Origin of the sequence: Novosphingobium sp. BW1 (assembly GCF_008107685.1) — a bacterium.
Taxonomy (GTDB): Bacteria; Pseudomonadota; Alphaproteobacteria; order Sphingomonadales; family Sphingomonadaceae; genus Novosphingobium.
Map to the genome: position 1 here is coordinate 149,145 of NZ_VIRF01000041.1, position 13,920 is coordinate 163,064.

At 65.3% G+C, this 13,920-nt stretch carries 12 protein-coding genes and 1 pseudogene; 3 read left to right on the forward strand and 10 right to left on the reverse strand.

Going from position 1 to position 13,920, the window contains the following annotated elements:
- Nucleotides 1-22: 22 nt before the first annotated feature.
- From alaS to FMM79_RS22165, 7 genes and pseudogenes are all read right to left on the reverse strand, one after another.
- Nucleotides 23-2,680 (reverse strand): alanine--tRNA ligase, encoded by a 2,658-nt coding sequence (gene alaS / locus FMM79_RS02350; RefSeq protein WP_148625784.1) that lies wholly within the window; start codon nt 2,678-2,680, stop codon nt 23-25.
- 101 nt (nt 2,681-2,781) lie between these two features.
- Entirely contained in the window at nt 2,782-4,059 is a 1,278-nt protein-coding gene (locus tag FMM79_RS02355; RefSeq protein ID WP_240338927.1) for a class I SAM-dependent RNA methyltransferase, read from the reverse strand.
- The gene (locus tag FMM79_RS02360; RefSeq protein ID WP_148625787.1) at nt 4,056-5,474 is read right to left on the reverse strand and encodes an NAD(P)H-hydrate dehydratase; all 1,419 of its coding nucleotides are present in this window, start codon (nt 5,472-5,474) and stop codon (nt 4,056-4,058) included. The genes FMM79_RS02355 and FMM79_RS02360 overlap by 4 nt, the downstream gene beginning before the upstream one ends.
- Nucleotides 5,461-5,814, reverse strand: coding sequence for a hypothetical protein (locus tag FMM79_RS02365; RefSeq protein ID WP_148625789.1), 354 nt, complete (start codon nt 5,812-5,814; stop codon nt 5,461-5,463). Before FMM79_RS02365 ends, FMM79_RS02360 begins: the two co-directional genes overlap by 14 nt.
- Before the next feature lie 46 nt (nt 5,815-5,860).
- Nucleotides 5,861-7,717: a dihydroxy-acid dehydratase gene (gene ilvD / locus FMM79_RS02370; RefSeq protein ID WP_148625791.1), complete on the reverse strand. Its 1,857-nt coding sequence runs from the start codon at nt 7,715-7,717 to the stop codon at nt 5,861-5,863.
- Between the two features lie 196 nt (nt 7,718-7,913).
- Nucleotides 7,914-8,135: a DUF805 domain-containing protein gene (locus FMM79_RS21705; protein ID WP_240338928.1), complete on the reverse strand. Its 222-nt coding sequence runs from the start codon at nt 8,133-8,135 to the stop codon at nt 7,914-7,916.
- Between the two features lie 31 nt (nt 8,136-8,166).
- Nucleotides 8,167-8,511 (reverse strand): annotated as a pseudogene (locus tag FMM79_RS22165) (DUF805 domain-containing protein); the annotation flags it as partial.
- A 123-nt stretch (nt 8,512-8,634) separates the two neighbouring features.
- Between FMM79_RS22165 and FMM79_RS02380 the strand changes: the two are divergent.
- The 3 genes from FMM79_RS02380 (at nt 8,635) to FMM79_RS02390 (ending at nt 9,982) form a co-directional block, all read left to right on the forward strand.
- Nucleotides 8,635-9,066, forward strand: coding sequence for a DUF3806 domain-containing protein (locus tag FMM79_RS02380; RefSeq protein ID WP_148625794.1), 432 nt, complete (start codon nt 8,635-8,637; stop codon nt 9,064-9,066).
- Between the two features lie 213 nt (nt 9,067-9,279).
- Nucleotides 9,280-9,675: a hypothetical protein gene (locus tag FMM79_RS02385; protein ID WP_148625796.1), complete on the forward strand. Its 396-nt coding sequence runs from the start codon at nt 9,280-9,282 to the stop codon at nt 9,673-9,675.
- Nucleotides 9,676-9,751: 76 nt separating this feature from the next.
- Entirely contained in the window at nt 9,752-9,982 is a 231-nt protein-coding gene (locus FMM79_RS02390; RefSeq protein WP_148625798.1) for a hypothetical protein, read from the forward strand.
- A gap of 565 nt (nt 9,983-10,547) precedes the next feature.
- Here the strand turns inward: FMM79_RS02390 and FMM79_RS02395 are convergent.
- The 3 genes from FMM79_RS02395 to FMM79_RS02405 all read right to left on the reverse strand — a co-directional run bounded on the left by FMM79_RS02395 (nt 10,548) and on the right by FMM79_RS02405 (nt 13,845).
- Nucleotides 10,548-11,282, reverse strand: coding sequence for an N-formylglutamate amidohydrolase (locus FMM79_RS02395; protein WP_148625799.1), 735 nt, complete (start codon nt 11,280-11,282; stop codon nt 10,548-10,550).
- 10 nt (nt 11,283-11,292) lie between these two features.
- Nucleotides 11,293-12,105 carry a 4-(cytidine 5'-diphospho)-2-C-methyl-D-erythritol kinase gene (locus FMM79_RS02400; protein ID WP_148625801.1) on the reverse strand — a complete coding sequence of 271 codons (813 nt, stop codon included), beginning with the start codon at nt 12,103-12,105 and terminating at the stop codon, nt 11,293-11,295.
- A gap of 81 nt (nt 12,106-12,186) precedes the next feature.
- Nucleotides 12,187-13,845, reverse strand: coding sequence for an electron transfer flavoprotein-ubiquinone oxidoreductase (locus tag FMM79_RS02405; RefSeq protein WP_148625803.1), 1,659 nt, complete (start codon nt 13,843-13,845; stop codon nt 12,187-12,189).
- Between the last annotated feature and the right edge of the window lie 75 nt (nt 13,846-13,920).

Here is a 13,920-nt window from a genome sequence, read left to right on the forward strand (position 1 = left end):
GCATCACGCTGCAGCGGAACGATCAGCCTGCGAGCGCGGCCTTTACGGCGGCAATCGCCTCGGCGCCCTTGGAGCCGTCCGGGCCGCCGCCCTGCGCCATGTCGGAACGGCCACCGCCGCCCTTGCCGCCCATCGCAGCGACACCGGCGCGCACCAAGTCCACGGCCGAAGCCTTGTCCTTGAGGTCATCGGTGACGGCGACCGCAATGGCGCCCTTGCCTTCGTTTACCGCAACGATCGCTGCGACGCCCGAGCCAATGCGCTGCTTGGCCTGGTCGAGCAGGCCGCGCAGTTCCTTGGGGTCGAGCCCTTCAAGCACCTGGCCGGAGAAGGTGATGCCACCGACGTCCTCGTCGGCCGGGCCCGAAGCCGCACCACCGCCGCCAAGAGCCAGCGCCTTCTTCGCTTCGGCGAGTTCCCGTTCCAGCTTTTTGCGCTCGTCGAGCAGCGCCACGACACGCTCGGTCACGTCGTCGGGCGTCGTGCGCAGCGCCGAGGCCGCGGCCTTGAGCGCGTCCTCGCGAGCAACGAGCCACTGGCGCGCGCCCTCTCCCGTCAGCGCCTCGATGCGGCGCACGCCCGAGGAGACGGCGCTTTCCGAAACAATGCGAAACAGGCCAATGTCGCCGGTCGCGTTGACGTGGGTGCCCCCGCACAGCTCGACCGAATACGAACGCTTGCCATCGGTGCGGCCCATCGAAAGGACACGGACTTCATCGCCGTACTTTTCGCCGAAGAGCGCCATAGCGCCGGCGTCGATGGCATCGTCCGGGGTCATCAGCCGCGTCATCACGCCTTCGTTCGCGCGGATTTCCGCGTTCACTTCGGCCTCGATCGCCGTGATGTCCTCGTCCGAGAGCGCCTTGGGGTGCGCAAAGTCGAAGCGCAGGCGGTCGGGCGAAACCATCGAACCCTTCTGCGTGACGTGATCGCCCAGACGGTCGCGCAGCGCCTGGTGGACAAGGTGCGTGGCCGAGTGGTTGGCGCGGATCGCGTCGCGACGCGCGACATCGACCGACATCAGCACCGAATCGCCCAGCTTGATCGCGCCGGCCGTAACCGTGCCCGACATTGCGTGGAGGCGGCCCAAGGGCTTGGCCGTATCCTCGATGGTGATCGCAAGGTCACTGCCCGGAACCGCGCCGGTGATCGTGCCCGCATCGCCGACCTGGCCACCCGATTCGCCATAGAAGGGAGTCTGATTGGTCAGGACCGTGACCTTCTCGCCCGCCTCGGCTTCGGAGACTTCCTTGCCATCGACAAGCAGCGCAACAACGCGGCCCTCGCCCGTAGTGGCGGTGTAGCCGGTGAACTCGGTCGCACCTTCGCGCTCGGCGATGTCGTACCAGATCTCGGCGTCGGCGGCCTGGCCTGAGCCCTTCCACGCGGCGCGCGCGGCGGCCTTCTGCTGGGCCATTGCCGACTGGAAACCCTCTTCGTCGACCGAAATGCCGCGCGGGCGCAGCGCATCGACGGTAAGGTCATAGGGGAAGCCGTAGGTGTCGTAGAGCTTGAAGGCGGTCTCGCCCGCAAGCGTCGCGCCCTCGGCCATGTCGCCGGTCGCCTCATCGAGCAGCTTCAAACCGTTCGAGAGCGTGCGGCGGAACTGGACTTCCTCGCGCTCCAGCGTTTCCTCGATCAGCGCCTGCGCGCGGCCGAGCTCCGGGAAGGCCTGGCCCATTTCCGCAACGAGCGCAGGCACCAGTCGGTGCATCAGGGGATCCTTGGCGCCCAGCAGGTGCGCGTGGCGCATGGCGCGGCGCATGATACGGCGAAGGACATAGCCACGGCCTTCGTTCGAGGGCAGCACGCCGTCCGCGAGAAGGAAGCTGGTCGAGCGCAGGTGATCGGCGATCACGCGGTGGCTCGCGGTGCGATCACCTTCAGCCTTGACGCCGGTCAGCCCTTCCGAGGCCGCGATGAGGTTGCGGAACGTGTCGATATCGTAGTTGTCGTGGACGCCCTGCATGACCGCCGAGATACGCTCCAGCCCCATGCCGGTGTCGATCGACTGGTTGGGCAGGTTGCCAACGATCTCGCCGCCTGCCTGCTCGAACTGCATGAAGACGAGGTTCCAGATCTCGATGAAACGGTCGCCGTCCTCCTCAGGCGATCCCGGAGGGCCGCCCCAGATGTGATCGCCATGGTCGAAGAAGACTTCCGAGCATGGACCGCACGGGCCATCATCGCCCATCGTCCAGAAGTTGTCCTTGGTCGGGATGCGGATGATGCGGTCATCGCCCAGACCTGCGATCTTCTTCCAGAGCTCGGCCGCTTCATCGTCGGTGTGGTAGACCGTGACGAGCAGCTTTTCCTGGGGGAGCGCCCATTCCTTGGTCAGCAGCGTCCAGGCGTTGAGGATCGCCTCTTCCTTGAAATAGTCACCGAACGAGAAGTTGCCGAGCATTTCGAAGAAGGTGTGGTGACGCGCGGTATAGCCCACGTTGTCGAGGTCGTTGTGCTTGCCGCCGGCGCGTACGCACTTCTGCGAGGACGTCGCGCGGGTGTAGTCACGCTTTTCCTGGCCCGTGAACACGTTCTTGAACGGCACCATGCCGGCGTTCACGAACATCAACGTCGGGTCGTTGTACGGGACCAGCGGCGCGGACTGGACCTGTGCGTGGCCCTTGGATGCGAAGTAGTCAAGAAAGGACCGGCGGATATCGTTCGTCGTCTGCATGCAAGCGCCGATAAGCTACCCGGGCGGGGTCGGCAAGACGCTGCGTGCGGTCAGACTGTTCGTTTTGGGCGATGAAACGGGGTTTTGTGCGGTGAGCGCGCTCAATCTTCCCGGTCGCGCACGAAGTAGCTGGCCAGTTCGACATGGGTGGACCAGCGGAACTGGCCGACGGGGCGCAGCTCGACGAGGCGGAAGCCCGCTTCGGAAAGCCGCGCGCCATCGCGCGACCAACTGGACGGGTTGCAGGAGATGTAGACCACGCGGTTGACGCTCGAATCCGCGATGCACTCCACCTGCTCGCGCGCACCGGCCCTCGGCGGGTCGAGGAGGACCGCCTCGAACTTCGACAGTTCATCGGCCATGAGCGGGTTGCGGAAGAGGTCGCGGTGGGCGCTGAAGACCGGGCGTTGGGCGCGGTCGGCGCCAGACTTGCCCGCAAGATGCACATCGCGCGCGGCTTCGGCGGCAAAGACCTTGCATGTTGGCCCGGCCAGTGCGAGCGCGAAAGTGCCAAGGCCGGAGAACAGGTCAGCCACGCTCGCCGCATCGCCGATCCATTCACGCGCGGCGCAGACGAGCGCGTCCTCGCCATCCCTGGTCGCCTGAAGGAAGGTTCCGGGCGGGAACGGCACGGGCGTCTCGCCCAATGTCACGGTGACGGGCGCGGGCTCCCACACGGTCTCGTAGCCGTAGCCTCCGTCCATCGTGAGACGGGCCAGGCCATGGGCCTGCGCGAAGTCCAGCATCGCCTCGGTGGCGGCCAGGCCTTCAGCGGTGAGGCCCTTGACGCCAAGGTCCACGCCCTGGTCGACCAAAGTCATCTCGATATCACAGGCCATGCGCGGCATGGCATTTGGGGAGGACTTCCCGCCCTTTCCGCGCGGGCCCTTCTTCACGGGCGCGGCCTTGCCCATGGTAATGAGAAGCTTGCGGATCGGGCCCAGGAGCGCGGTGAGCTCGGGGGCAAGGACCGGGCATTCCTCCAGCTCGACGAGCCGATGGGACTTGGCTTCGCGAAAACCGATGACGATGCGCCCGCCCGAGCTTTCGGCGCGCAGCGAGGCGCGACGGCGCGCGCCGGGCGGCGAAAGATAGGGCGCGGTTATCACTTCAGCGCCCAGTTCCTGCGAGGACGAGGCGTTGGCCACACGCGCCTCGACGAAGCCCTCCAGCGCCTCGGCATCGAGCTGCTGGAGCTGGCAGCCCCCGCAGCGCCCGAAGTGCTTGCAGGCCGGCTCGATGTGGTGCGGGCCCCATTCGAGGGTGCCATCGGCGCGCAGGATATCGCCCGGCGCCGCACCCCAGGCAAAGCGGCCCGAGGCAGTTACACCGTCGCCCTTGGAGGCGATTCGCAGGATTTCTTCGTTTTGCTCGTTCACAAGCAGGCCGCTAGCGCAGCCGGTATCATTTCGGCAAGCTGCGATGCGGTGAAAGGCTTGGGCGAAAGACGCGCGGCCTCGCCGTGAAGCCACACGCCCTCACACGCCGCCACGAACGGATCGAGGCCCGTCGCAAGGCGGCTGGCGATGATGCCCGCCAGCACATCGCCGGATCCCGCCGTCGAGAGCCAGGCCGAGGCACGCGGCGCGCAGGCAAGCTGTCCGTCCGGCCCGGCGATCACCGTGTCCGGCCCCTTGGCAACAATCACCATGCCACTCGCGCGGGCAAGCGCCACGGCGCGTTCGATGCGGGTGGTGCCTTCCTCGCACGCAAACGCACGTTCGAGCGCAACCATTTCGCCCTCGTGCGGGGTGGCGATGAGCGGCGCGCTGCGTTCGGCCAGAAGGCGCGGTCCCAGCAGCACCAGCGCATCGGCGTCGAGGACGACCGGCACCGGATCCGCCAGTGCGACAGCCAGCCGCTCGCGCGCCGCACCGTTGCGCCCAAGACCAGGTCCAATCAGGATCGCGGCGTTGCGGTGGTCGGAGAGAAGTTCCGAAACAGGTCCGGTTTCGACGACAAGGTCGCTCGGACAATTGCGCTTGTCGGCGGCGAAGAGCTTGACGTAGCCCGCCCCGGCCCCTTGCGCGGCGGTGCTGGCAAGGATCGCGGCGCCCGGCATCGCGCCCCCCACGACCGCAAGCAGCCCGCGCGTATACTTATGCGCGTCGGCCTGAGGCATAGCAATCTCGGGCCGCACGATGGCCTGTGCGGCGTCCTCGAGGGGCGTCACGCCAATGGGCACGAGACGCAGCGCCCCCATGCGGGCACTCGCAGGCATCAGGAAGTGCGCGAACTTCCACGCCCCGAGCGCGAGGGTCAGAGTGTAGGTGGGCAGGTTCTCGTTCAGGAGAAGTCCGGAATCGGAGGCGATGCCGCTCGGCATATCGACCGCGACCGCCTTGGCATGGCGCGCGGCAAGCCTGGTCACAAGGTCGCAGTGCGCATCTTCCAGCGGACGCGAAAGGCCGCATCCGAAAAGGCAATCGACGAAGACCTCGCCGCGCGGAAGGTCCCCCTCACCATCGCGCACCTCGCCCTGGTAGAGCCCGCGGGCGGTCTTCGCCGCTTCCGTTGCCGGCGCCATCGGAGCGATGACTACGACCTTGCCGCCGCGCCTTCGCAGACTTTCGGCGATGACATAGCCATCCCCGCCGTTGTTGCCCGGACCGCACAGCACGCTCACCGCATTGCCGCCCGAAACGCGCCAGACCCAGGCGGCCGCCCCCTGCCCTGCCCGTTGCATCAGTTCGTCGACCGATGCCCCTTGCGCGATCAGCGCCTCTTCAGCGGCGCGCATCTGCGCAACGGTCAGGATCTGGTCGGAGGAGCTATAGGTATCAACGTGGGTCATGCATCTTCATCGTTACCGGAAAGAGATAGCGGTCGTCCCCCAGCGTAACTTCCATCCGGTCCTCGCCCAGCCGCGCGACGATGGCATCTGCCCCGTCACTGGGGGCAAGGCCCGATCCGTCAGTCTGGACATCGAAGCGACGAAATCCCCCGTCGGGATGACGCACCACGAGGGTCAGGAAACCGCTGTGCACCACACGCTCGACCGCGCAGACGGGTTTGAGCTCCGCTGCACCGTTCAACGCGCAAGGTATATGCTCCTCGCCCTCGGCCACATCAGGGGGCGCGTCCGACGAGGAACAAGCCGCCAGCCCGCCCACGGCAAGCAGCGGGGCAACCATGCCCCGGCTGACTGCCCTGAATCGGCTGCGCGGCACGCTCGCCTGCTCAGCCGCGCTTGAGCTGGGTGACGTCGCGCACCGCGCCCTTGGCGGCGCTGGTGGTCATCGCGGCGTAGGCCTGGAGTGCGGCCGAAACCTTGCGCTTGCGCGGATGGACCGGCGACCAGGCGTCCGGGCCGCGAGCGTCCTGCGTGGCGCGGCGCGCGGCCATTTCCTCATCGCTCACCATCAGATTGATGGTGCGGTTGGGGATGTCGATCTCGATCGTGTCGCCGTTCTCGACAAGGCCGATCTCACCGCCCTCGGCGGCCTCGGGCGAAACGTGCCCGATGGAAAGGCCCGAAGTGCCGCCCGAGAAGCGCCCATCGGTGAGAAGGGCACAGGCCTTTCCGAGGCCCTTCGACTTGAGGTAGCTCGTGGGGTAAAGCATTTCCTGCATGCCCGGCCCGCCGCGCGGACCTTCGTAGCGGATCACGACGACGTCGTTCTCCTTTACCTGGCCGCCCAGAATCCCCGCGACAGCCGCGTCTTGGCTTTCGTAGACGCGCGCGGTCCCGGTGAACTTGAGGATGCTCTCGTCCACGCCCGCCGTCTTTACGATGCAACCATCGCGCGCGATGTTGCCGAACAGCACTGCAATGCCACCATCCTGGCTGAAGGCGTGCTCCCTGGAGCGGATCACGCCGCCTTCGCGGTCAAGGTCCAGTTCCTTCCAGCGGTTGGCCTGGCTGAACGCGGTCTGCGTCGGCACGCCGCCGGGCGCGGCCTTGTAGAAGTTCTGCACGCTTTCATCATTCGTGCGGCTGATGTCCCACCGGTTGAGCGCATCGCCCAGCGTCCGGGCATGCACGGTCGGGCATTCCGAGTGCAGCAGGCCGGCGCGGTCGAGCTGCCCCAGGATCGCCATGATGCCGCCAGCCCGGTGCACATCCTCCATGTGGACGTCGGCCTTGGCAGGCGCGACCTTGGAGAGGCAGGGAACCTGGCGCGAGAGGCGGTCGATGTCGGCCATGGTGAAATCGACACCCGCTTCCACGGCAGCGGCCAGAAGATGCAGCACGGTGTTGGTCGACCCGCCCATCGCGATATCGAGGCTCATCGCGTTCTCAAAGGCTTCGAAGCTAGCAATGGCGCGCGGCAGGACGCTCTCGTCCTCCTGCTCGTAGTAGCGCTGGCACAGGTCCACGGCGAGACGGCCCGCTTCCTTGAACAGGCGCTCACGGTCGGCGTGGGTGGCGAGCGTCGAGCCATTGCCCGGCAGCGAAAGGCCCAGCGCCTCGGTCAGGCAGTTCATCGAGTTGGCGGTGAACATGCCCGAGCACGACCCGCAGGTCGGGCAGGCCGAACGCTCGATCGCGGCGACTTCGTCGTCGGAGTAACTCTCATCGGCTGCGGCGACCATCGCATCGACGAGGTCGAGCGCGGTTTCCTTGCCCTTCAGCGTAACCTTGCCCGCTTCCATCGGGCCACCCGAGACGAAGACGACGGGGATGTTGATGCGCATCGCGGCCATCAGCATGCCCGGCGTGATCTTGTCGCAGTTGGAAATGCAGACCATCGCGTCGGCGCAGTGCGCGTTGACCATGTACTCCACGCTGTCGGCGATGAGATCGCGGCTGGGCAGCGAATAGAGCATGCCGTCATGGCCCATGGCAATGCCGTCATCGACCGCGATGGTGTTGAATTCCTTGGCGACGCCGCCCGCATCCTCGATCTCGCGCGCGACCAGCTGCCCCAGATCCTTCAGGTGGACGTGGCCCGGCACGAACTGCGTGAACGAGTTGACGACGGCGATGATCGGCTTGCCGAAGTCGCCATCCTTCATGCCGGTCGCACGCCACAGGCCACGCGCGCCTGCCATGTTGCGGCCGTGGGTCGACGTGCGGGAACGAAAGGCGGGCATGGGTACACTCCGAAAGGTCTGGCCAGCGCTCTGGCCCTAAGGTCTGGGTTGTGCGCGCGGGCACGTTTTCCCGCGCGCGGATCATGTGGCGCCCCTACGCCAAAAGGCGAAGGGCCGAAAGGCATAAAATTTCACACGAAGGGCCAGCGGCTTGCCGGATCGTACCCAAGCGCCCTACCGCCACTCAAACCCGCGCCTATCTCTCGGGCACGTCACCGAAGCGGTTGGGGCTAGCCGTTCCGGGCAGCACGAGGAAGATCAGCAGCGTTGCCAGCGCGCCCATGTTGCCGAGCAACATCAGCGCAAAGGTGCCGGCGCCCAGCATCTCCCCGTCTCGCATTGCAGAGATCGCAGGATAGCCCACCGCCCCCCACACCCCAGAAGGGCACTGGACGCAGCACCCACGTGCCATTGCCATTGCCATTGCCATTGCCATTGCCATTGCCATTGCCATCGTGAAGCCGCCGAACCATGGCCGCGCACAGCAAGACGATGGCAATCAGGGAGACAACCGCGCCAAATGCCATGATCGCGTTCATATTGGGGAGAAATTCAGGGTGCGGCCCGTAGATCTGGATCTCGACGCGGCCCGGCCCGCGCGAGACCGTCGCACTCTCGGGATGATCGCGCGCAAAACGCGCCATGTGGGCGAACGCAGCCTGAATCAGCGACCCGACAACCGCGACACCAAGTGCCACGCACAGCCCGGCCACGAGCGCAAACCAGAGCCAGAAGCTGCGCTGCCCTTCACGCCCGGAGAGGCGCCCCGAGTTGCGAATATGATAGGCTATCATCGATCCCCCTCATCCGACCCAAGGCAGGGTTAGCGAGCCGTGGCCACCGCGGCCAACGCATTCCCATTCATAGAGAATTTCGCGTATTTTGCATCGCAACAGATAGTTCGCTATCTTCCTCCCATGGAACCCGTCGATCGCCTCGTACTGGAACCGGAAGAGCAGGAGTGGCTGGACCTCGCGCGGGTCTGGATCAAGGGCCACTTCGCCAGCGACCCCGAAGATGCCTATTCCTCGGTGGATGGAAAGCTGGCCGTGGTGCGTGCGAACCTTGCGCAAGGCTGGGTCGGCCCCGACGATACCTGGAAACTGCAGTCGCTGGGCATCGCGATGGGCGATGCGCTGGCGCAGGATCTCATGCTCGACTGGGTGACCATCGACGACGAGTTCGGACGCCAGCCCGCGCTGCACTGGCCAGGCACCTCGATCGTGTGCTTTCCCCTCACCATGATCGCCCAGCGCGTCGAAGAGGGCGAGCATGTCGACATCGACACCATGTACGAGACCACACGTGTGCAATTGAACGAAATAGCCTTCTCGGGCGATGTCGAATAGGCGCTGCGATACACTGGCACTTGTATTTTTTCAGGATTGGGGTATACAAGGCACTAAGTCGCCAATAATCGCGGTGACGATTGCTGACACATCTCACGATTTCGGCTTTCATTTCTCGCCAGTTAAATTTGCTCGGGAGCAAGGCTCCTCGCAGAGTTTTTTATCTGCCACAGCAACCACTTGGCGACAGACGCGTTCACAATACGCCGGAGCATGATCCACCCGGACAGCTCCACCTTCCAGCGGACGTTCCGACTGTTTGCGCCGCGCCTTGCGCGCACCGCCTCGCCAGATGGGTCCATCCCGGTCCGGCTCGGGGTTGCCAAGGCCTTGCTAACAGGCTGTCATCCAAACGACCGCAAAGGCCGTTACAACGTCTTTGAAGACACCGGCGCCCAATCCGGCGCACAGACCATTGAAGAAGGAGGCAGGACGAACCTGCCGCACGAAACGAATATGAAGTACAAGAACATGCACCTCGAGAGGAACCCCGCCCTGCCACACCACCGCGCGATGGTTCGCGCCAGTGCGGCGCAGGATACCAAGGGCAGCCCCGCGCTGATCCCGACATCCGAACTCCAGCGGCTCGTTGCCGGGATGGTCGACTGATCAGCCCCAGTTGCTGCCCCACCGGCCCGAACCGCTTCATCCGCCCTATCCGCCTCGCCAACCAGGAGAACACGACATGGATCTCAACAAGGCCTACGCCGCGCACCAGCGCGCCCTGATGGCAGCGGGCATGGCGATCGACCCGCAGGCACGCCGAGACCGCCTCGCCGATGCCGCGCGCATCGCGACGCGAATCGGCAGCTTCCAGCAGGACCTCGGCGCCGCCGCGGCCCAGGACTGGATGCATACACCCTGCGCCGCGCCCGCAAAACTCGAAGCCGGTCTGCACAGCGCCGCCGCACGTTAACGGCGACAGGCACCGTTCCGACAATCGAGCTCGGCAGAAAGCTGGGAGGCTCAGACACCTTCCCTGCATCCCGAGCGGCATAGCCGAGGCCGTCTAACCCGCTATGAATTGAGGCGCCGGAAGCTTGGCTTCCCGGCGCCTTTCTCATGCGCGCTTGGCGACCCGTTTCTAGCCGACCCAGTCCCCGGCCCGGCCGCCATCGTCCGCGCGAAGGCGAGGATCGAGAACCTATCGGCTGAGGCGAGCACCCCAGAGGTTGAAAAGGCTCAGAACGCCTTCTTTCAGAAAAAGACCGGAAATCAGAATTTTATTCCAAGAGCCATCGCCCTTGGGGCTCCGGAATTTGTCGAACTCAAGCTCCTCACGCAATCCTGCCCGGGATACGTGGGGCGCCATTCCTCCCAAAATGATGGAGGCACCTTCACTGCCGAAAACGGGCGCCCTCGCCTTGGTTAGGCAAGGTGGCGCGAACGAAGTGCGCCAGACAGTATGGGGAGCCCGAGGGCAATGGCCATCCGAATCGTCCGCTCAAATCGGGGCGGACTATTCCAGGGGCCCGCCTCCGTCAGGCGATCTCGAGCGCCACCTGGTTGCACACCCGGATGAGGCGTTCGGCCCATTGCGCCTGGCCGTGCTCATCCGAAATCAGGTCCTGCCGGACCTCGAGATAGAGGTAGGGTCGCCCTTCGCTTTCGACATGGCGTTCGATGGCGGCGTTATAGATCTTGCCGGAGTAGGGTTCCTGGTCACCAACGATGAGGCCCTCTTCCTCGAACAGGCGCGTGGCGATGCGCGCGCCGCGATCGTCCGCATCGTAGAGAACACCACAGTGCCAGGGCCGGGTCTCGTCGGGCTTCGTCGCCATCTGCGGGGTGAAGCTGTGCAGGATCAGCGTGAGCTGGGGCGGCTGCTCGTTAAGGAGCGCGGTCAGCCTCTCATGAAAGGGGTGATGGAAGCGCGCCAAGCGGGACTCGCGGTCGATACCGACATTGCCCGCAATGGCCGAACCATCGCTCGTCTCGGGGATCGCGGCGGGATCGTCCACGGTGCGGTTGGTGTCGCAGACGAGGCGGCTGACATTCCCGAGCAATGCAGCGGTGCCGGGTCGCGCGCACATCCGCTCGGCAATCGCGGCAACGCCAATATCGATGGCGATGTGCTCGTGCATCAGCTTGGGCGCGATGCCCAGGTCAATGTCGTCCGGCACGCGGTTCGAGGCGTGATCGGCAACGACAAGAATGCCCCCGAAGCGGGGCGTGCCAACGATGCGGTAGCTTTCGGTCTCGGTCGTGGTCTGCATGGCATCCGTCCTAACGCAGCTTGCCCGCCATTTGCCACCAGTCGCCATGCATTTGCGCCATTTTTTCCGCCGCCTCGTCGCGCGCTTCAAGACTGTCGTAGAGCGCAAAGCAGGTCGCGCCCGAGCCGGACATGCGCGCAAGGAAGGGCTGCGTCGCCTCCAGCGCGGCCAGCACATCGCCGATCACGGGGCAGATCTTGAGCGCGGGGCCTTCCAGATCGTTGCGGCCTGCAAGGGCAATCGCGCGCAAGGAGCCTTCGGTTGGCATCGCGCCCCGATCCACGCCATCCCAGGCCATAAACACGGGGCCTGTCGGCACTGCCTCGCGCGGGTTGACGAGGAGTACCGGACAGCCCGCCAGATTGTTCTCGGCGACTTCGGCGAGATCGGTGCCCGTGCCTGTCCCGATGCACGCGCGCGAGAGAACGCAGGCGGGCACGTCCGCGCCCAGCTTCGCGGCGCGTGCGTGCCAGTCTTCGGGCAAGCCTTGCGCGCGCTCGACCATGCGGAACACCGCGCCCGCATCGGCCGACCCACCGCCCAGCCCGGCTGCGACCGGCAGGCGCTTTTCCAGTGTTACCGCCCACCCCTTCCCGTGCGGCAAGGCGCCCAGCGCCTGCGCAACGATGTTGTCGAAAGGATTGGTAAGGCTCCCCACGAACTCGCCGTGCACTTCCAGCAGATCCTCGTCCGCCGGGGTGGCCACAAGCGCGTCTCCATCGTCGACGAAGGCAAACAGCGTTTCCAGCTCATGGTAGCCGTCCTCACGGCGGCGGCGCACATGGAGAGCAAGGTTGATCTTGGCGTAGGCGGTTTCGTTCATGGCTCATGTCCCTGAAACGACAGGAGCGCCGGGGCAAGCCCCGACGCTCCACAATCGTCCGTCATCCGGCGATAAGCCCGATCACATATTGGGATAGTTCGGTCCACCGCCGCCTTCGGGCGTGACCCATTCGATGTTCTGGGTCGGGTCCTTGATGTCGCAGGTCTTGCAGTGGACGCAGTTCTGCGCGTTGATCTGGAGCTTGAGGGCATCGCCCTCCGCGCTTTCATCCGCCACGAACTCGTAGACCCCTGCCGGGCAATAGCGCGCCTCGGGCCCTGCGTAGACCGGCAAATTGACCTTGGTCGGGATCGCCGGATCCTTGAGCAGAAGGTGGCAAGGCTGCTCTTCCTCGTGGTTGGTGAACGAGTAGGAGACGCTGGTGAGGCGGTCGAAGCTTATGACACCATCGGGCTTGGGATAGTCGATCGGCTTGTAAAGGTCCGCACGCTGCAAGCACGAGGCGTCGGTGTGGTGCTTCATCGGCTTGGTGATGCCAAAGCCGAAGAGCGTGCGCAGCCACATGTCCGCACCGGCAAGCACCGTGCCCATCTCACCGCCCCACTTGGCAACGAGCGGCTCGGCGTTCTGGACGAGCTTCAGCTCATCGGCAATCCAGCTGGAGCGCACGGCATCATCATAGTCCTGCAGCGTGTCGTGCGCGCGCTCGGCCTTCACCGCCGCGGCGATGCTTTCGGCGGCGAGCATGCCGGACTTCATGGCGGTGTGGCTGCCCTTGATGCGCGGCACGTTGACGAAGCCTGCCGAGCACCCCGCGAGCACGCCGCCCGGGAAGGCCAGCTGCGGCACTGACTGCCAGCCCCCCTCGTTGATGGCGCGCGCGCCATACGCCACTCGCTTGCCGCCTTCCAGGATCGCCTTGATCTCGGGGTGCTGTTTCCAGCGCTGGAACTCCTCGAAAGGATAAATGTAGGGGTTCTTGTAGTCGAGTGCGGCGACAAAGCCCAAGGAGACCTGCCCGTTCGCCTGATGGTACAGGAAGCCACCGCCCCAGGCATCGTTCTCCGACAAGGGCCAGCCCTGCGTGTGGATCACGCGGCCCGGCACGTGCTTGTCGGGGTCGATGTCCCACAATTCCTTCATGCCCAGACCATAGATCTGCGGCTCGCAGTTGGCTTCCAGGTCGTACTTGGCCTTGAGGCGCTTGGTCAGGTGCCCGCGCGCGCCCTCGCAGAAGACGGTGTACTTGCCGAGCAGGTTCATGCCCGGCTGGAAATCGGCCTTGGGTTCCCCATCACGGCCCACACCCATGTCGCCGGTCTGCACACCGATGACCGCGCCCGCCTCGTCGTAGAGGATCTCGGCGGCGGGGAAGCCGGGGAAGATCTCCACTTCCAGCGCCTCGGCCTGCTCGGCCAGCCAGCGGCACAGGTTGCCCAAGGAGCCTGTGTAATTGCCGTGGTTCGACATGAACTTGGGTTGGATCGCGTGGGGGATCGAGAACTTCTTTCCGCGCGTCAGGTGCCAGTGCCAGTTGTCAGTCACCGGGGTCTCTGCCATCGGGCAGTCCATCTCGCGCCATTCGGGCAGCAGTTCGTCAAGCGCCTTGGGGTCGAAGGTAGCCCCCGAAAGGATGTGGGCACCAACCTCGGAGCCCTTTTCCAGCACGCAGACTTGAATATCGGGATCGACCTGCTTCAGTCGAATCGCGGTCGACAGGCCCGCAGGCCCGCCGCCGACAATAACGACGTCATAAGGCATCTCTTCGCGTTCAATCATGGGGTCCCCTGATCCAATACACCGATTTTGTTGCGCGCTTTATTCCCTTTGCCTTGATTGCTCGGTGCCGACAGG

Excerpts from the sequence above, each read along its gene's own strand:
- alaS (WP_148625784.1), bottom strand. The coding sequence starts at position 2,680 with ATGCAGACGACGAACGATATCCGCCGGTCCTTTCTTGACTACTTCGCA.
- FMM79_RS02360 (WP_148625787.1), bottom strand. The coding sequence starts at position 5,474 with ATGACCCACGTTGATACCTATAGCTCCTCCGACCAGATCCTGACCGTT.
- FMM79_RS02365 (WP_148625789.1), bottom strand. The coding sequence starts at position 5,814 with ATGGTTGCCCCGCTGCTTGCCGTGGGCGGGCTGGCGGCTTGTTCCTCG.
- ilvD (WP_148625791.1), bottom strand. The coding sequence starts at position 7,717 with ATGCCCGCCTTTCGTTCCCGCACGTCGACCCACGGCCGCAACATGGCA.
- FMM79_RS21705 (WP_240338928.1), bottom strand. The coding sequence starts at position 8,135 with ATGGCAATGGCACGTGGGTGCTGCGTCCAGTGCCCTTCTGGGGTGTGG.
- FMM79_RS02380 (WP_148625794.1), top strand. The coding sequence starts at position 8,635 with ATGGAACCCGTCGATCGCCTCGTACTGGAACCGGAAGAGCAGGAGTGG.
- FMM79_RS02385 (WP_148625796.1), top strand. The coding sequence starts at position 9,280 with ATGATCCACCCGGACAGCTCCACCTTCCAGCGGACGTTCCGACTGTTT.
- FMM79_RS02390 (WP_148625798.1), top strand. The coding sequence starts at position 9,752 with ATGGATCTCAACAAGGCCTACGCCGCGCACCAGCGCGCCCTGATGGCA.
- FMM79_RS02395 (WP_148625799.1), bottom strand. The coding sequence starts at position 11,282 with ATGCAGACCACGACCGAGACCGAAAGCTACCGCATCGTTGGCACGCCC.
- FMM79_RS02400 (WP_148625801.1), bottom strand. The coding sequence starts at position 12,105 with ATGAACGAAACCGCCTACGCCAAGATCAACCTTGCTCTCCATGTGCGC.
- FMM79_RS02405 (WP_148625803.1), bottom strand. The coding sequence starts at position 13,845 with ATGATTGAACGCGAAGAGATGCCTTATGACGTCGTTATTGTCGGCGGC.